The organism is Mycobacterium sp. pUA109, from assembly GCF_041287095.1.
In the GTDB taxonomy this organism is placed as follows: Bacteria; Actinomycetota; Actinomycetes; order Mycobacteriales; family Mycobacteriaceae; genus Mycobacterium.
Genome location: NZ_JBGGKS010000001.1, coordinates 244,114 through 260,792, shown reverse-complemented (window position 1 = coordinate 260,792; position 16,679 = coordinate 244,114). Strand labels below are relative to the sequence as shown.

The 16,679-nt window shown below is 66.9% G+C and carries 14 protein-coding genes and 1 pseudogene; 9 read left to right on the top strand and 6 right to left on the bottom strand.

What is annotated here, in order from left to right; all coding sequences use genetic code 11:
- Window positions 1–216 precede the first annotated feature (216 nt).
- Together ACAG26_RS01290 and ACAG26_RS01285 are read left to right on the top strand one after the other, a co-directional pair.
- Complete coding sequence (locus ACAG26_RS01290) at window positions 217–765, top strand: hypothetical protein (RefSeq protein ID WP_370478389.1); 549 nt, start codon at window positions 217–219, stop codon at window positions 763–765.
- A 527-nt stretch (window positions 766–1,292) separates the two neighbouring features.
- Window positions 1,293–1,976: a DUF4352 domain-containing protein gene (locus ACAG26_RS01285; RefSeq protein WP_370478387.1), complete on the top strand. Its 684-nt coding sequence runs from the start codon at window positions 1,293–1,295 to the stop codon at window positions 1,974–1,976.
- Window positions 1,977–2,507: 531 nt separating this feature from the next.
- Here the strand turns inward: ACAG26_RS01285 and ACAG26_RS01280 are convergent.
- The 3 genes from ACAG26_RS01280 to ACAG26_RS01270 all read right to left on the bottom strand — a co-directional run bounded on the left by ACAG26_RS01280 (window position 2,508) and on the right by ACAG26_RS01270 (window position 7,093).
- On the bottom strand, window positions 2,508–3,608 hold the full coding sequence (locus ACAG26_RS01280; RefSeq protein WP_370478385.1) for a hypothetical protein: 1,101 nt from the start codon (window positions 3,606–3,608) through the stop codon (window positions 2,508–2,510).
- 198 nt (window positions 3,609–3,806) lie between these two features.
- Window positions 3,807–4,835: a hypothetical protein gene (locus tag ACAG26_RS01275; RefSeq protein ID WP_370478383.1), complete on the bottom strand. Its 1,029-nt coding sequence runs from the start codon at window positions 4,833–4,835 to the stop codon at window positions 3,807–3,809.
- 245 nt (window positions 4,836–5,080) lie between these two features.
- Window positions 5,081–7,093 (bottom strand): zinc ribbon domain-containing protein, encoded by a 2,013-nt coding sequence (locus ACAG26_RS01270; protein WP_370478381.1) that lies wholly within the window; start codon window positions 7,091–7,093, stop codon window positions 5,081–5,083.
- A 138-nt stretch (window positions 7,094–7,231) separates the two neighbouring features.
- Here ACAG26_RS01270 and ACAG26_RS01265 point away from each other — a divergent pair.
- Window positions 7,232–7,501 (top strand): annotated as a pseudogene (locus ACAG26_RS01265) (hypothetical protein); the annotation flags it as partial.
- A 22-nt stretch (window positions 7,502–7,523) separates the two neighbouring features.
- Here ACAG26_RS01265 and ACAG26_RS01260 read toward each other — a convergent pair.
- Window positions 7,524–7,823 carry a WhiB family transcriptional regulator gene (locus ACAG26_RS01260; RefSeq protein ID WP_370478379.1) on the bottom strand — a complete coding sequence of 100 codons (300 nt, stop codon included), beginning with the start codon at window positions 7,821–7,823 and terminating at the stop codon, window positions 7,524–7,526.
- Window positions 7,824–8,180: 357 nt separating this feature from the next.
- Here ACAG26_RS01260 and ACAG26_RS01255 point away from each other — a divergent pair, with 357 nt between their 5' ends.
- From ACAG26_RS01255 to ACAG26_RS01245, 3 genes are all read left to right on the top strand, one after another.
- Entirely contained in the window at window positions 8,181–8,969 is a 789-nt protein-coding gene (locus ACAG26_RS01255) for a hypothetical protein (protein WP_370478377.1), read from the top strand.
- A 90-nt stretch (window positions 8,970–9,059) separates the two neighbouring features.
- Window positions 9,060–9,638 carry a sigma-70 family RNA polymerase sigma factor gene (locus tag ACAG26_RS01250; RefSeq protein WP_370478375.1) on the top strand — a complete coding sequence of 193 codons (579 nt, stop codon included), beginning with the start codon at window positions 9,060–9,062 and terminating at the stop codon, window positions 9,636–9,638.
- Window positions 9,631–10,518, top strand: a complete 888-nt coding sequence (locus tag ACAG26_RS01245; RefSeq protein ID WP_370478373.1) for an anti-sigma-D factor RsdA — start codon at window positions 9,631–9,633, stop codon at window positions 10,516–10,518. The genes ACAG26_RS01250 and ACAG26_RS01245 overlap by 8 nt, the downstream gene beginning before the upstream one ends.
- Before the next feature lie 10 nt (window positions 10,519–10,528).
- Here ACAG26_RS01245 and ACAG26_RS01240 read toward each other — a convergent pair whose 3' ends face one another.
- A complete protein-coding gene (locus tag ACAG26_RS01240) occupies window positions 10,529–10,933 on the bottom strand; it encodes a DUF5319 domain-containing protein (protein WP_370478371.1) in 405 nt (134 codons plus the stop codon).
- A 143-nt stretch (window positions 10,934–11,076) separates the two neighbouring features.
- Here ACAG26_RS01240 and guaB point away from each other — a divergent pair, with 143 nt between their 5' ends.
- The 3 genes from guaB (at window position 11,077) to ACAG26_RS01225 (ending at window position 15,734) form a co-directional block, all read left to right on the top strand.
- A complete protein-coding gene (gene guaB, locus ACAG26_RS01235) occupies window positions 11,077–12,648 on the top strand; it encodes an IMP dehydrogenase (protein WP_370478368.1) in 1,572 nt (523 codons plus the stop codon).
- A gap of 111 nt (window positions 12,649–12,759) precedes the next feature.
- Window positions 12,760–13,887 carry a GuaB3 family IMP dehydrogenase-related protein gene (locus ACAG26_RS01230; protein WP_370478811.1) on the top strand — a complete coding sequence of 376 codons (1,128 nt, stop codon included), beginning with the start codon at window positions 12,760–12,762 and terminating at the stop codon, window positions 13,885–13,887.
- A gap of 110 nt (window positions 13,888–13,997) precedes the next feature.
- Window positions 13,998–15,734, top strand: a complete 1,737-nt coding sequence (locus ACAG26_RS01225) for a GMC oxidoreductase (protein WP_370478365.1) — start codon at window positions 13,998–14,000, stop codon at window positions 15,732–15,734.
- Here the strand turns inward: ACAG26_RS01225 and ACAG26_RS01220 are convergent.
- On the bottom strand, window positions 15,731–16,621 hold the full coding sequence (locus ACAG26_RS01220) for a TauD/TfdA dioxygenase family protein (RefSeq protein WP_370478808.1): 891 nt from the start codon (window positions 16,619–16,621) through the stop codon (window positions 15,731–15,733). The genes ACAG26_RS01225 and ACAG26_RS01220 overlap by 4 nt on opposite strands.
- Window positions 16,622–16,679: the final 58 nt, after the last annotated feature.

The window sequence follows — 16,679 nt, the reverse complement described above, 5'->3', positions numbered from 1 at the left end:
TCCGGAATGTTCCCGCGACACGTCAACACACAAGACCTTGTGTTGTGACTTGATGTCAGACCCCAGGGGTAGTGTTATCCACAACCAACGACAAAGCCCCCGACTGGCGGGGTTAGTCCGCAGCCGGGGGGCGATGCCTGCATTGTGGAAGATGCTCGGGCCAGACCCTACACGAGGCGAGTTCCGCGCCGTAGGCAGATTGCGGAATGCGGGCTTTTGCTTTCGGTCGTCGGCCAGAAGGACGTGTTCGAGATGAACGCACCGTTACCCAAAGATCCGTTGGACGATCCGATCTCCCGGTTCGTCACTGCAGTCAACGAGTTCCTGGCGTTGAACGCGGACGTCGATCCGGCGCCGAAGCACAACACCGGGAACCCGCTGCAGGATCTGATGCAGAACTGGGAAGAGCTAAAGCGGCACATTCAGCGCGCCCGTGAGGCACTGATTGGCACGCAGGACGAGCGTCGCGAGCGCCTGGAGACGATCGTTTCGGTGGGCACCGAGATCAAGGCGCTAACCGACGATCCGTACATCGTGAACCCGGTCGACGGTGTCGTGACGCGAGCGACGGATGAGCGGGCCGAGTTCGGGAACATCATCCCGAGCATGGCCAAGGCTACTTCGATCCCTACAGTGCTGTCGCTGTTGGGCGAGCTGCTCGGGTTCGGCACGCGGACGATCACCCGCCGCAAGGAGATCGCCGATCTGCTGAACGACCTGACGGCGTACTTCCTGCTGCGGCCGCCGCCGCGCGATTCCGCGTAGCCGTTCCACGTGAAGGGCGGCATCACCCTCTCGGCGGTGTCGCTCTTTTCGTATGTGAGCGCCGCTAGGCGGCAGAGCGAACGCACCAACTAGGAAGACGGGCGTAAACCGAGCCGGTCACCCCTTGAACTCATCCAGGTATCTGGGAACGGGGACGAGGCCCGGCTTGGTCCCTGAGTCTCTCGGATGCTGTGGCAGTAGGCCGACACTTCGACTGTGATCTGTTGCCGCACAGCGTCGTAGGGAGCCTCTAGGGCGTCGTCGTACAGCTCCTCGGCCTCTATCGGGCCGTCAGCCGAGACGGCTGCCAGCTCCAGAGCCGGGTGGGAGAACAGCTCGGGGGAGCTGCCGGTTACCGCGTCGGGGTAGCGGCCGCCGGGGGGCGATTGAGCAGCATGTCGCTGGGCAGCGATGCCGGCTTTGACGGCGGTTGGGTAAGTGGTGGCGTGATTCCTCCGCACCTTGTCGGACGCTGTGGTTATGCTGTCATCCACCTGTACATAGCGCAGCTAAATAGAGGGGACTTGATGACCCAGCCGACAGCAGGTTGGTATCCCGATCCATCTGATCCGAGCCGCCAGCGGTATTTCGACGGCACAGGGTGGACCGAGCACTACGCCAACGCCGGTGCACCAGCGCCGTTTCCTGCCCAATCCGCTAAGCCCGCCCAGCAGTCGGGCATCAACAAGAAGTGGCTCATAGGCGTCGGTGTGGCAGCCGTGGTCACCATCGCAATCGCCAGTGGCGGTAGCGGCAGTGACGATAAGTCCACCACTTCAGGCACACTGTCGACCAAGTCATCTGCGACTCCAGCCGCCATGCCATCTGGGCCTTCGGTAGCGCCGGCCGGCTGCTCAGTCCGCGACGGCAAGTTCGAGTTCCAGGTACTCGGGGTCGAGCGCGGGGAGACCGCGAAGGAGGATGTGTTCAACACCGAGCGGGCCAAGGGTGAGTTCTTCACAGTGAAGCTCCGGGTGGCCAACATCGGCAATGATGCCCGTAGCTTCTCGGCCACCAACCAGAAGCTCATCATCGACGGCAACAGGTACGAAGCCACCGCCTTCCTCGACTCAAATTCGTGGAACGAGGACATCAATCCCGGCCTAGGCATCAACACCGAGGTGACGTTCGATATCCCAGTGGGTGCGGCGCCTTCGGCAATCGAGTGCCACGACTCTATGTTCTCGGGAGGGGCTCGCTTGGCCCTCTAGCGCCATAGATGTTGGACAGCGGAGGAGGCCCGGTCGTTGGACCGGGCCTCCTCCGCGCTGTTACTGCCTATTAAGTTGTGCCCGTGTGGGTTTGGTCTAGGCGATCTCGTAGGCGCTAAACCACACCGGGCTCGTTCAGGAACCCCATGCCCAGACGGGACACGGCGCGAACAGGCGCTCGCCGATGCTGCTGGGTCAGGCTTAGCCGCGCTCGCCGCGGATGCTGGGGATCAGTGACTGGTTCGCCAGCCGCACAGCGGCGCTTGGTCGGGTCCCGCACAGACGACGTCCAAGGCGTCCTGGGGCCCAGCACCCACCTTCTCGCTTGTGACGACTCAATCGCTGTAGTGTGCACGGACCCCCCGTGCCGCGACGACGTGGAGTACAGCGAACTCCCCGAGTACTTCCGGCATTGGCCGGGGTGGCCCCTCACACCTGATGGCCAGGCGGTCGTTTGCAACGACATCGTCGACACTGCCGACTACGAGGCGATGCTCGACCGAGCCTACTGCGAAATGCGACGTTGACAGGTCACCATAACTCCAACCGGTTCGCCCGTCCCCGTCGTACTTCGGCATCGGGGTGCTTCTCTTGCAGTTTCGACAGTCGTTGCATCATTTCGGCGATCGGCAACCCAGATGGGATGGTCGCCAGCGGCTCCGGCTTGCGCGCCGGCGGCTCCGCTTGTGCCTGAGCTTCGCGTGAAGCGCTCTCCAATATCTCGCGTGCTTGCCGCAGTCTCGCTGCCCAGCCCGGCCATGCTGGACACGGGCCCTCGAAAGGCGGTGTCACCCAACCGTGCTTCGACATCGGCGTGGGGCAGTCGCTGCACATGTCATTGGGCGTCAGTGGTGGTATTGCCACCAGATTATCCAGCCGGCGGCGGAGCGGCGCTGTCTTGCCGCGGAGCTCCCTTCGCTCATTCCGGTCAGTCGCCGCTCTGAGCTCGGCCTCTAGTTCCGGCAGCGCCTCTCGAAGCTTCCTTACCTTGGTTTCGCGCTCGTACTTGTAGTGCGTCAGCATGAGCTCACGTCGCTCCCGAGGTAGCCAGCCGTGCTCATCGACGACCTCCTCCGGGTTTCCGACGATGGTGGCCAGGCGTCCGATATTTCCTCGCCGGTGCTCAATCGACTCCTCAAGCTTGGTGATCTCCTCTTGCCGACGCTTCCAGTCCATCAGCGGGAACGCCGACCCATCCCGAAAACGAGCCAGCTCACCGAGCTCGTGCGGCAGTCGGGATTGGTGCTCGGCTAGTGCCGACCTGGCCTCGGCTCGTTTGGGGCTGTAGTGCGCGGCCCGAACAGCGCGTTCCTTCTTATGCTCGGCAAGCTCTTGTTCTGTCTCACGGTCTCGCTTAGCCATCAGGATTTCGACCTGCTTTTGCGTCAGGGTGCCGTGCCCAGGGTCAGCCCGCTTCCACTGATCAATCACCTGCACGGCGTGCACATACTCGGCCTTGCGGTCATCCAGCACCCACGGGTTCCAACCGCTTTCGTGAAGTAGCTCGGTGAAGCGCGTTCGGGCGGTGATGAACTCTTCGGCCGTGGCGGTCGCGCCGCGTTTTGGTCTCCACAGCATGCCGTCGTGCTCGATCACGCTGTCGGGCTGGCTGGCTGTTGGTGTGCGTGCCATGCGGTTCCGCCTCTCGCCGACTTCGCTTCAGCCGATTCTCGGCCGGTATGTGCCTGTGGTCCCAGCGTGTCACAGATGCCTCCATACGATTCGGGCGACATGGCTTGTTCGTGGCCAGTCGGATAGTTGGGTTATCGCGTGTCTAGGCTCAACCGGTATCGGCGTGTCCACTCGGCAACAGTCTCGGCCAGCGTCTGATTACTCGCTTTCGTACTCGTCGGTGTCTTCATCGGCGTCATCGCCGCCGCCGGTGCTCCAACCACGACCGGGGACCTCGATATAGGGTGGTAGCGGCCAACGGTGGAAAGAATCAAACCAATGCGAAATATCCATGTTGGCCATGCCCATTCCTTCTGGCGGATTCGATTCGATGCCGTCGAACTGGGGAAGGTACAGGAGTTGGTAGTCGAGGTCTTGCAGAAGGTATTGCTCAACTTCGGGCCGCCAATTACCTGGCAAGTCAACTTGTTTCGAGTCCGCTACCCTCTCCACCCTGTTGAGCAGACAGTGGAACAAGAGTTCCTCGGCTACGCAACGTGGGCCGTCCCATCCTGCCGTCAATTGTGTCGTCAGATCGACGGCCGCAACGATCAACTTCTGGGCTATTTGCCCATCCATCTTTCGGTGGAACACCTGTGGGAACTCATCGAGTACGAACATGGGTTCGGTATCGGCGACCCTCTTCGATCCCGTCAACCGTTCATGATCCATGAAGAGTTCGTCGATCAATATCACTGCGGCAGTGAATAATGCGGCGCGCAGCTGCCGTACCTGGTGTCGTTCGTCGTCGGTTTTCACGCCGAAGAATTCGTCGAATTCATCAGCGGACAAGCCGGTTAGCCGCTCAGCGGACCTCATGAATTCGAAGTCATACTCCGCGACCTCGGTGTGCGTGGCCGTGCCCTCCACCTCGTCGCATTCCGTGAGCGCCATGAGGCGGGCGGCAGTGACAACGACGCCCTTAACCTTCAGAGCCTCGGCGACGTCGCGCGCCACACCCTGCCACGTGTCGAGGCTGAAGCCACCGCGCACCTCGACTTCAAGATTCAGCGTGTCGTCATCGGCCCAGAGTTCGAATTGGGAAGTGACCGTATAGCCTTTAGCCTCAACGACTTCCGAAACCACATGCTCTCGTATGGCTTCGTCGTTTTTCGAAGGCACGGTACCGTCCGGCGCTCTATAGCTGGTGTCGAATACTAGATAGTTTGGTTCAAATTCTAATGTCATTATGTGGATTGAACTTTCTCAACTCATTAATCGGGGAATCGGTACGATTCGCCCAATGTCGTTGGGTGAAATGGGTCCAGGTTACTCGTCCAGTTCAGGTTGGGGCGATTCTTTTGGTCAACTGGATCGAACTTGCCGGATACATCTTGATCGCCGGCAACCCCGGCCTCGGTGCACCCGCGCTGCGCTAGCAGCTTCCAGGCCGCCACCACGGCCACGCGCACTAAGAGTTGACCTGCAATGGGTCATGCGGCGCCAATCAGTTTGGGTGCTGGTTGTTTTTGGCTGGTCCCGTGACGTCCAGACTTTTGGCCTGGTCTGTTCGGGGGTAGGCCGGGTGCCGCTTGTTCAGCAGAGGCCACCAGGTGATGGTGGCTGCCGGTCCTGGCCGATCCCACACCGGGTGGTGTTGGTGGCTGGTGCCGGTTGACTGAACCCTCCCACTCTTGCTGGGAGGCCAACCCATCGCGTAGCGCGTGGGCAAGTCGGTAGTCGACGGCCGCGGTGCGGGGATCGTCGGGATCAGCGAGGTCGACGCAGGCCGCCAAGGCGGCCGACACGATGTCGCGGTCACTCTTTAGCCCGCAGTGGCCGCAGCGGTGGGTGCGCTGCTTCAACGATTTGGCGACTCGCGCCCCGCATAGGCAGTGCTGGCTCATTGCGGTGGCGTGGGTGCTGGCTCGGGTGAACCGGCCGCCGGTGGCGCGGCATTCACGCTGCAGGGCGGCGACGAGCATGCCGGGACTGAACAGTGCGATCCGTTTGCCCCACAACCTCGCCCACGTCGGTATACGGCAATCCTCAATGGTGATGGTGTTGCCGTGCGCGGAAACGATCGCCGCAGCGATGTGGGCGGCGCGGGCCTGTTTGGCCGCGCTGGTGCGGCGCGCCTCGGCGGAGTGATCACAGCGGGTGCGCTGATAACGCCGCGAGAGTTCGTCTTGGCGGTAGGCGCGCCGCGGTACTCCATTCGCTCGGGCCTCCCGCGCCCCACCCGGGTTGGTGACCTGTCGGGTGGGCAGCCCGGCCGCGGCGCGGCGCTGAGCACGTTTGTGCTGCCGAACGGACGGCCCGTACTGGCCGACGTTGGTGTTGCGCCGAGAACGATCCAGGGCACGCTGGCGGTCACGGGTCCGCTTGGCAGCGCGGGCTGCGGTGCGCTGCTGGGCCGGGGTGCACTCGACCCGCCCGATAACCAGCCTCTCCGGGTGGTCGGCGGGGAAGGAGGCGACCGCCAAGTTGGACACGTTGGCGTCCACCCCGGCCCGCCGGCCGTCGGGAATCGCAGCGCGGCGCGCGATCGTCGACGGCGACTGGTATCCGCGGCCGTGGATGAGCAGATGCGCATAGTAGCGCCACCCGCCGCGGGCTTTGCGGTCACGCACCCGCACCAGGTCGATCTTGTGCCACACGGTCTGATCAGCCAGGAAATGGGCCAGGTGCGGCCACTGCCCGGCACCCTGGGGTAGCCGCACCGGCAATACGAGATCCCCGGCGGGCAGGCCGGTGAACACTACCGCCAACACCCCGTCGTGATCCCGCCACGACCTGGTCGCGGGCCGTGGTGGAGTCGGCATCCGGGCGGGCTGGGCCAGGATCGACCTACCTGCCGATTGAGCGGCGGCCTGATGCGCGGTGCGCACCCGAGCGGGTAGTTGCCGGTGCCGATAGGCGCACAAGTGCCCGTCCAGCGTGCCCACCAAACGGTAGGTCTCCCACGTCGGCGCGGCTTTGGTGTGGGAACGGGCACGGCCGGGAATACGTCTGAATTCGGACCACGACCCGACCCGCGGCGGGCCGTGCCGGCGCCTCGACGCATCAGCGAACAGGTGCCGATCGATCGTTTTCCACACCTCATCGGCCACATGCAGTCCGACCGCCTTGGTGAGGTGATCACGCATCCACCCGGATGCCTCGATGTGGCGTTTGGCCGCGGCCTCGATGCCTTTGCGGGTCAATCCCAACCGTTCCCGCACCGCTTTCGGGTCATGCGCTCGTTCGTGGCGAGCTGCCCAATATGCCCGGCACCGCGCGGCGGCGTCACGCTGCAACGCCCGCCGCAACCGAAACACCGCCCCCCATTGCCGCTCCAGTCGCCGGCGCGTGTGCTCATCGGCGAGATCCAGTTCTAGCCGGATCACCGACACTGGCCCGCCGTACGTGAAGTTCGGGGCCTTCGACTTCCCGCGGCGTCGCGGCGCACCCACCATCTCATCACCGCTGGTTACGGCCATAGTGTCGGTGGGCGCGGCTGTCATGGAAACCATGCAAGCACACACCACTGACAGGCGAACTTGTCCCGCACCTGGCTGTCGCTCACCGGATTAACCGGGTGTCAGTTGCGCAACGTGCTCCGCTCACCGGCCACAAGTTCGCCGCTGCGGTCTGTGCCCACGCTGCAGGCGCTAGGTGAGGACGTGTCATTGGTTCTGGAAGCCGCCGACGGCCCCGTACATATCGAGGGCGAAACGGTCTTTTCCACCCACGACGTCCACCACAACGACAACACCTTCTCGGTGCGCGAGATGAAGAAGGAAAACCCCAACTTCCCGGCGCTGCAGCAGGCCGGCGTGCGCTACCGCTGGGACGGCGAAGAAACCTACGGCATGCTGGAACGCTCCAACCCCATCGACAAGCTCGACCTAAAGGACGCGCGCGGCGCCTGACGTGACGCCAAGCGCCGCGGGGCTACGCGCTGCGCCGGATGCCGCGCAGGTTGCGCTTGAGCAGGATGTCGCGTTCGCCCTCCGACAGCCCGCCCCAGATCCCGTAGGCTTCGCCGACGGCCAGCGCGTGCGAGCGGCATTCGGTCAGCACCGGGCAGTTTCGGCACAACTCCTTAGCGCGCCTTTCGCGCGCGGCGCGGGCCCGGCCGCGTTCACCGTCGGGATGAAAAAACACCGACGAATCAACACCGCGGCAGGCGCCCCGCAGTTGCCAATCCCAAATATCAGCATTGGGTCCGGGGAGCTGCTCCGGCATGGGCATGGGGGGAACCCCTCTCTAGGCGCGGGAGTCTGCAACTGATGTTTCGCGAAGTCACCGATGACTACGTCGCACAAGCTAAGGGAGGGCCGGAAATCCCGTCAACACGCCCCCCGCGCGGGCACGGCATAACCGCAGCGTGAGAATTTACGTCGCGTTCATCATTACGTCGTGGCGACTACGTTTCGGCGACGCTATCCGGCCATCGGAGTGGTCATCGAAATTGGATATTCCCAGCTCACTTCCGGCCGTGCGGGATCCGAAGTCAGCAGCGGCGCTCAGCGATTAATATCGCCGTAACGTGGAAACTACACACTATTAACTGATGTGTTCGACACAGTCAGGAAAACCTCGTCATCGATGAGCCAAAAAACGTTGCGTGCCGCCGCCTTCGGCGGCGACCCCGGAACCTGGCCATTGCCGAGGGCGACCACCGCACACCAACGCTGGCTGCGCGCCGTCGCCGCCGGCGGGCAGGGCCGGTACGGCAGCGCCCGGGCCGACCTCGCCGTGTTGCTGCGCGAGCGCGCCACCGGGTCCCTGGCCTCCCTCGCGCACAGCACCCAGGCCTCGTTTCTGCGTCAGCTCGGCTGGCACGCCCTGGCACGGGGATGGGACGGCCGTGCGCTGGCGCTGGCGGGCGAGGACCCGGAGGCGGCCGCCGACGCGCTGATCGGGCTGGCCGCCGACGCGCTGGGGGTGGGCCGCTTCGCCGCCGCCGCGACCCTGCTGACCCGCTCCAGCGGCATGTTGAAGCACGCACCGCCGCGGCTGGCGGTGCGTCAAGCCTGGGTGGCCGCCGAGCTGGCGATGGCCGCCGGTGACGGCGCCGCGGCGCTGCGGCACGCCGAGCAGGCGGTGCAGGTGGCCCACACCGCCACCGCCGACTCGGCCCGCCACCTAGCGAAAACCGAGGTGGTGCTGGCCGCCGCGCTGTGCTGCACCGGCGCACTCGACCGGGCCCGACAGGTCGCCGACGCGGCGCTGGAGAACACCGGCCGGCTGGGCCTGATCCCGCTGCGCTGGGCACTGGCCAGCCTGTTGGCCGACATCGGCAGCGCGGCCCACCCGGCACCGGACATCGTCGGCCTGCGCGACGCCTGCGCGGACCTGGTACGCCGCCGCGGTGGCACCTGGCGCGACCGTTAACGCCGGAACCGCTAGACGAGGTCGTTATTGTCTTAGCTGTGCCGCCGGCCGGATGCGTCCGGATTCGTAACGTTGGAGATATCGCCGTCGATGACAGTGCAGGGAGAACGTCTCGACGCTGTCGTCGCCCGTGCGGTCGCCGGCGACTGGGACGCGCTCCGGGAGGTGCTGGAGACCATCCGCCCGATTGTGGTGCGCTACTGCCGCGCAAGGGTCGGCGCGGACGAGCGGAGCGGTCTTTCGGCGGACGACGTGGCGCAGGAGGTGTGCTTGGCCGCCATCATGGCGCTGCCGCGCTACCGGGATCAGGGACGCCCGTTCCTGGCCTTCATCTACGGCATCGCCGCACACAAAGTCGCCGACGCGCATCGCGCCGCCGGTCGCGACCGTGCGTACCCCACCGATTCGGTGCCCGACTGCGGATCACTGGAGGCGGGGCCCGAGCAGCTGGCCATCGAGGCCGATTCGGCCGCCCGAATGAACGAGTTACTACAGGCCCTGCCGGGTAAGCAGCGCGAGATCCTGATCCTGCGGGTCGTCGTCGGAATGACCGCCGAGGAGACCGCGGCCGCCGTCGGCAGCACCCCCGGGGCGGTCCGGGTGGCCCAGCACCGCGCCCTGGCCCGGCTGAAGTCCGAAATCATCGCGGCGGGACCCGGTCATGTCTGAAAACGGACGTACCCCGGACCTGGACGCGGTGGCCCGCAGCGACCGCTTCCTCGACGCGCTCGCCGGCGCTGAGCCGGTGAGCTGCCGCGACCCCAACGACGAGGCGCTGGCCGCCCTCCTCGGCGACTGGCGCGACGGGCTGCGGTGGCCGCCGGAACCCGAGCTGGTCTCGGCGGACGAGGCCGCGGCCGCGCTGCGCAAGGCGACGCCGCCCCGGCGGCGGCGCACCCACCGCGCGCTGACATTGATCGGGTCGGTGGCCGCGACCGTGCTGGCCCTCGGCGGGGTCGGCGCCTTGGTGGGCGGCGCGCATCCGGGCGGCCCGCTGTACGGTCTGCGCACCATGCTGCTGGGTGAGCCGCCGTCGGTGCACGACGACCGGATCGCGTTGACCGCCAAGACCGAGTTCGAACACGTCCAGCAGATGATCGCCCAGGGCCAATGGGATCAAGCCCAGGAGCGGCTGACCGCGCTGGGCGATACCGTGCAGGCGGTCAACGACACCCAGCGCAAGCAGGATCTGATCGATCAGTGGAACCGGCTGAACGTGCAGGTGCAAAACCGTGATCCCAGCGCGGTGCCGTCGGCCAGCTCCGCGCCGACCACCGAGCTCCCGGCCGTCAGCACCCCACCGACGTCGCTGATGCTGTCGGTGCCGTCCTCGGAGACCCCCGGCGCCACCGACCCGGACACCGCCACGGCCTCAAGCTCCGAGACGTCGGCCACCCCCGAACCGTGGTCGTCGGCGCCCGCGAGCGCCGAGCCGAGCGGTTCGGCGCCCGCACAGCAACCGTCGGCCCCGACCGGTACGTCGGTGTTGCCGCCGTCGGCGGCGCAATCCGAGACTGTGCCGAGCACCACAACCGGGCCGGCACCGTGATCAATCGGGGTTAGCGATACCCGTCGCTCTCCGAGGTCGCCTCGTTGAGTGAGGCGTCGGCGTACCCGCGGCAGTAATCCCAGGTCACGTAGGCATCCGGTTCGGGATCGTAGGCCGGCTCGTGCGGGCGGACGGTGCCGTCGACCAGCAACTGCAACAGGTTGGCGCGCAGCATGTCCCAATCGTGGTAGTGGTCCTGCTGGCATTCGTCGCAGCACACCACCAAGCCGCGGATCCCCTTGTGCGCCAACAACGCTTCGTAGACCGCCAGGTCGGCGAGGTCGGCCTCTACCGCGGTACGTTCCTGCGGGTCCAACGGTTGCCCCGGCTCGATGGCGTCCAGCGCCGCGGTCGGGTCGCAAGGGTCGTCAGCAAAAGGATCGGGTGGCAAACCCGGCGGGAGGTGGTCACGCACGCCTCCTACAGTACGCAGCCGCGCAGCCATCGCGCCAGCAGCCACGATGTCGGGAAGGTGAACGGCAGCCGGAGGGGGCCGGATTTTGTTCCGCGCGCCGATTAGGATGGGGCTTTCACCCGTATGTATGGAGGCCGCACCGCATGTCCCTTGGCGACGTCCGCGCCCCGATGGTCATCCCGCACGCCCCGCCCGACGACCTGATGGCCACCGGCGGGGACAACCCGGACAAGATCGCCATGTTGGGGCTGACCTTCGACGATGTGTTGCTGCTGCCGGCCGCCTCCGATGTGGTGCCCGCCGCCGCCGACACCTCCAGCCAGCTGACCCGCAACATCCGGTTGCGGGTGCCGCTGGTCAGCTCGGCGATGGACACCGTCACCGAGGCGCGGATGGCCATCGCCATGGCCCGTGCCGGCGGGATGGGGGTGCTGCACCGCAACCTGCCGGTCACCGAGCAGGCCGGCCAGGTGGAGACCGTCAAGCGGTCCGAAGCCGGCATGGTGACCGACCCGGTGACCTGCTCCCCGGACAACACGCTGGCCGAGGTGGACGCGATGTGCGCCCGGTTCCGGATCTCCGGGCTGCCCGTCGTCGACCAATCCGGCGCGCTCGTCGGGATTATTACCAACCGGGACATGCGCTTCGAGGTCGACCAGAACAAGCCGGTCGCCGAGGTGATGACCAAGACGCCGCTGATCACCGCGCAGGAGGGGGTCACCGCCGACGCCGCGCTGGGCCTGCTGCGCCGCCACAAGATCGAGAAGCTGCCGATCGTCGACGGGCACGGCAAGCTGACCGGGCTGATCACCGTCAAGGACTTCGTCAAAACCGAGCAGCATCCGGACGCCACCAAAGACAGCGATGGCCGGCTGCTGGTCGGTGCGGCGATCGGGGTCGGCGACGACGCCTGGGTGCGCGCCATGACCCTGGCCGACGCCGGGGTCGACGTGCTGGTGGTCGACACCGCCCACGCCCACAACCGGCTGGTGCTCGACATGGTCGGCAAGCTCAAAGGCGAGGTCGGCGACAAGGTCGAGGTGGTCGGCGGCAACGTGGCCACCCGGGCCGGGGCCGCCGCGCTGGTCGAGGCGGGCGCCGACGCGGTGAAGGTCGGGGTGGGACCCGGCTCGATCTGCACCACCCGGGTGGTGGCCGGGGTGGGCGCCCCGCAGATCACCGCCATCCTGGAGGCGGTGGCGGCGTGTCGTCCGCATGGGGTGCCGGTGATCGCCGACGGCGGGCTGCAGTACTCCGGGGACATCGCCAAGGCGTTGGCCGCCGGGGCGTCGACGGCGATGCTGGGTTCGTTGCTGGCCGGCACCGCCGAATCGCCGGGCGAGCTGATCTTCGTCAACGGCAAACAGTTCAAGAGCTACCGGGGGATGGGGTCGCTGGGCGCCATGCAGGGCCGCGGTGCGACTGGAGCTGGCAAGTCCTATTCCAAAGACCGCTACTTCCAAGACGACGTGCTGTCCGAGGACAAGCTGGTGCCCGAGGGCATCGAGGGCCGGGTGCCGTTCCGCGGGCCGCTGACCACGGTGATCCACCAGCTCACCGGGGGCCTGCGGGCCGCCATGGGCTATACCGGTGCGGCCACCATCGAAGCGCTGCAGCAGGCGCAGTTCGTGCGGATCACCGCGGCGGGGCTCAAAGAGAGCCACCCGCACGACATCACCATGACCGTCGAAGCGCCCAACTACTACGTGCGCTGACTGTGCCCGCTTCCGTTAGCGCCGAGATCGACGTTTCCGAGGTCGCGTCCAACACTTTTGCCCGAAAACGTCGATCTCGCCGAGAAATGAGGTTCATCCCCCATGCGTGACATGGTCGAGATCGGCATGGGCCGCACCGCGCGGCGCACCTATGAACTCTCCGACATCAACATCGTGCCGTCGCGGCGCACCCGGTCCTCGCAGGACGTGTCCACGGCCTGGCAGCTGGACGCCTACCGGTTCGAGATCCCGGTCGTCGCGCACCCCACCGACGCCTTGGTGTCGCCGGAATTCGCCATCGAACTGGGCCGGCTCGGTGGCCTCGGGGTGCTCAACGGCGAGGGCCTGATCGGGCGGCACGCCGACGTGCAGGCCAAGATCGCGCAGGTCATCGAGGCGGCCGCCAAGGAACCCGAGCCGTCGGCGGCGATCCGGCTGCTGCAGCAGCTGCACGCCGCGCCGCTGGACCCCGACCTGCTCGGTGCCGCGGTGGCCCGCATCCGGGAAGCCGGGGTGACCACCGCGGTGCGGGTCAGCCCGCAAAACGCGCAGGCGCTGACCCCGGCGCTGGTGGCCGCCGGCATTGATCTGCTGGTGATTCAGGGCACCATCGTGTCCGCCGAGCGGGTCGCCAACGACGGGGAACCGCTGAACCTCAAGACGTTCATCTCCGAGCTTGACGTGCCGGTGGTGGCCGGCGGGGTGCTCGACCACCGCACCGCGCTGCACTTGATGCGCACCGGCGCGGCCGGGGTGATCGTCGGCTACGGCTCCACCACCGGGGTGACCACCTCCGACGAGGTGCTGGGCATTTCGGTGCCGATGGCCACCGCGATCGCCGACGCCGCCGCCGCCCGTCGGGAGTACCTCGACGAGACCGGCGGCCGCTACGTGCACGTGCTGGCCGACGGCGACATCCACACCTCCGGGGAGCTGGCCAAGGCGATCGCCTGCGGCGCGGACGCGGTGCTGCTGGGCACCCCGCTGGCCGAGGCGGCCGAGGCGCTCGGCGACGGCTGGTTCTGGCCGGCCGCCGCCGCGCACCCGTCGCTGCCGCGCGGGGCGCTGCTGCAGGTCGCGGTCGGGGAGCGCCCGCCGCTGGCCCAGGTGCTGACCGGCCCCTCCGACGATCCGTTCGGGTCGCTGAACTTGGTCGGCGGGCTGCGCCGGTCGATGGCCAAGGCCGGCTACTGCGACCTCAAGGAATTCCAGAAGGTCGGCCTGACCGTCGGGTCCTGACGCCCTGCCACCTGGCCGCGAGCAGACGTAAAAGCACCCTTTTCCGGGCGGTTTGGGGGACTTTTGCGTCTGCTCGCGCGGCGAAGTTACCCCCCGGTAGGCTGCTGGCTATGGAGCCGGATTACGACGTTCTCATCATCGGTTCGGGGTTCGGGGGCAGCGTCAGCGCGCTGCGGTTGACCGAAAAGGGCTACCGGGTCGGGGTGCTGGAGGCCGGCCGGCGCTTCGCCGACGATGACTTCGCCAAGAACTCCTGGCATCTGCGTGAATTCCTGTGGGCGCCGAAACTGGGCTGCTACGGCATCCAACGGATCCACCTGCTCGACAACGTGATGATCCTGGCCGGGGCCGGTGTCGGCGGCGGGTCGCTGAACTACGCCAACACGCTGTACGTGCCGCCGGATCCGTTCTTCAACGACAAGCAGTGGAGTCACATCACCGACTGGCGCGCCGAGCTGTCCCCGCACTACGACCAGGCGCAGCGGATGCTGGGCGTGGTCAAAAACCCGACATTCACCGACGCCGACCGCATCGTCAAGGAGGTGGCCGACGACATCGGCGTCGGCGACACCTGGGTGCCCACCCCGGTCGGGGTGTTCTTCGGGCCCGACGGCACCAAGGCCCCCGGCAAGACGGTGCCCGACCCTTATTTCGGTGGGGCGGGGCCGGCCCGCACCGGCTGCCTCGAGTGCGGCGAGTGCATGACGGGCTGTCGGCACGGCGCCAAGAACACGCTGGTGAAGAACTACCTGGGCCTGGCGGAATCGGCTGGCGCCCACGTCCATCCGATGACCACGGTGACCGGGTTCGAGCAGCGGGCCGACGGCCTGTGGCAGGTGCGCACCGTGCGCACCGGGCTGTCGCCGCGCCGGCACCGCAAGACCTTCACCGCGACCTACCTGATCCTGGCCGCCGGCACCTACAACACCCAAAAGCTGCTGTTCAAGATGCGCGACAAAGGGAAACTGCCCAAGCTGTCCGACAAACTGGGTGTGCTGACCCGGACCAACTCCGAGTCGATCGTCGGTGCGGCGACGTTGAACGTCAACCCGGATCTGGACCTGACCCACGGGGTGGCGATCACGTCGTCGATTCACCCCACCTCCGACACCCACGTCGAACCGGTCCGCTACGGCAAGGGCTCCAACGCGATGGGGCTGCTGCAGACCCTGATGACCGACGGCACCGGTCCGCAGGGCACCGACGTCCCGCGGTGGCGGCAGCTGATCGATCAGGCCCGCGAGGATCCGCGGCACATCCTGCGGCTGCTGAACCCCAAACAGTGGAGCGAGCGCACCGTGATCGCGCTGGTGATGCAGCACCTGGACAACTCGATCACCACGTTCACCAAACGCGGCAAGCTGGGCCTGCGCCGCTATTCCAGCAAGCAGGGGCACGGTGAGCCGAACCCGAGCTGGATCCCGGTCGGCAACGAGGTCACCCGCCGCATCGCCGCCAAGATCGACGGGGTGGCCGGCGGCACCTGGGGGGAGCTGTTCAATATCCCGCTGACCGCGCACTTCCTGGGTGGGGCGGCGATCGGGGACAGCCCCGAGCACGGCGTCATCGACCCGTACCAGCGGGTGTACGGCTACCCGACGCTGGCGGTGATGGACGGCGCGGCGGTGTCGGCGAACCTTGGGGTCAACCCGTCGCTGTCGATCACCGCGCAGGCCGAACGCGCCGCGGCGCTGTGGCCGAACAAGGGCGAGGCCGATCTGCGGCCCGCGCAGGGCGAGGCCTATCGGCGGCTGGACCCGATCGCGCCGAAGAACCCGGTGGTGCCCGACGGCGCGCCCGGTGCGCTGCGCTGGCTGCCGATCACGCCGACCAGCTCGACCGGTTAGCCCGCAACCGCCTGCAGCGGCGCGCCGCTGATCACCCAGCTGCGCTGCCCGTGCACGTCGACGGGCACATCGCCGAGCAAGGTGACCCGGTGCATCAGCCGCGGCTGGTTGTCGTAGTCGTCGATCGCCCGGTGCTGGGTGGCCCGGTTGTCCCAGATGGCCACGTCACCGGGCCGCCAGTTCCAGCGGATGGTGTTCTCGGGCTGGGTGATTCGCCGTTGCAGCAATTCGAACAGCACGCTGGATTCGTGGCTGTCCAGGCCGACGAAGTTGCGCACGAAGTTGCCGACCAGCAGGGTGCGTTCGCCGGTCTCCGGGTGCACCCGCACCACCGGATGCTCGGTGCGGAAGTCCGGCTGCTCAAAGGCCTGCACGAACGCCTGCTGGCCGTCGGTGAGTGACTCCGATTCGCTGACCACGTAGTCAAAGCGGTTGGTGTGCAGCGCCCACAGGTTGTCGACCAGGGTCTTCAGCGGGTCGGGCAACGCGGTGTAGGCCGCCGCGGTCGAGGCCCACAGCGTCGCCCCGCCGTAGTCGGGCAGGGTGACCGCCCGCAGGATCGAGGCCGCCGGGTAGTTGGCGGCAAACGTGACATCGGTCTGCCAGGCGGTCGCCTTGCCCCATTCGGAGTTGATCGGGGTGATGACCGGCGCGTTCGGTCCGAAGGCGGCCGCGGCCGGATGGCCGACCGGTGTGCCCAGCAACCCGGCAAACGCGAGTTGCTGCGCGTCGTCGAGGTGGTGCTGGTCGCGGAAAAAGATGACCTTGTGGGTCAACAGCGCCTGGCGGATCGCGTCGGTGGTGGCGTCGTCGAGGTCGCCGCCCAGGCGCACCCCCTCGATCTGCGCGCCGATCCGGCTGGTCAGCTTCGTCACGGTCAGCGTCATCGCGGTGATCCTCTCGATCCGAGGTGTAGTCACCTGACTACACCGTGCTGTGCGCTAC

What these genes read in the sequence shown, in the direction of transcription:
- ACAG26_RS01285 (WP_370478387.1), top strand. Translation starts at nt 1,293, where the DNA reads ATGACCCAGCCGACAGCAGGTTGGTATCCCGATCCATCTGATCCGAGC.
- ACAG26_RS01280 (WP_370478385.1), bottom strand. Translation starts at nt 3,608, where the DNA reads ATGGCACGCACACCAACAGCCAGCCAGCCCGACAGCGTGATCGAGCAC.
- ACAG26_RS01275 (WP_370478383.1), bottom strand. Translation starts at nt 4,835, where the DNA reads ATGACATTAGAATTTGAACCAAACTATCTAGTATTCGACACCAGCTAT.
- ACAG26_RS01270 (WP_370478381.1), bottom strand. Translation starts at nt 7,093, where the DNA reads ATGACAGCCGCGCCCACCGACACTATGGCCGTAACCAGCGGTGATGAG.
- ACAG26_RS01260 (WP_370478379.1), bottom strand. Translation starts at nt 7,823, where the DNA reads ATGCCCATGCCGGAGCAGCTCCCCGGACCCAATGCTGATATTTGGGAT.
- ACAG26_RS01255 (WP_370478377.1), top strand. Translation starts at nt 8,181, where the DNA reads ATGAGCCAAAAAACGTTGCGTGCCGCCGCCTTCGGCGGCGACCCCGGA.
- ACAG26_RS01250 (WP_370478375.1), top strand. Translation starts at nt 9,060, where the DNA reads ATGACAGTGCAGGGAGAACGTCTCGACGCTGTCGTCGCCCGTGCGGTC.
- ACAG26_RS01245 (WP_370478373.1), top strand. Translation starts at nt 9,631, where the DNA reads ATGTCTGAAAACGGACGTACCCCGGACCTGGACGCGGTGGCCCGCAGC.
- guaB (WP_370478368.1), top strand. Translation starts at nt 11,077, where the DNA reads ATGTCCCTTGGCGACGTCCGCGCCCCGATGGTCATCCCGCACGCCCCG.
- ACAG26_RS01230 (WP_370478811.1), top strand. Translation starts at nt 12,760, where the DNA reads ATGGTCGAGATCGGCATGGGCCGCACCGCGCGGCGCACCTATGAACTC.
- ACAG26_RS01225 (WP_370478365.1), top strand. Translation starts at nt 13,998, where the DNA reads ATGGAGCCGGATTACGACGTTCTCATCATCGGTTCGGGGTTCGGGGGC.
- ACAG26_RS01220 (WP_370478808.1), bottom strand. Translation starts at nt 16,621, where the DNA reads ATGACGCTGACCGTGACGAAGCTGACCAGCCGGATCGGCGCGCAGATC.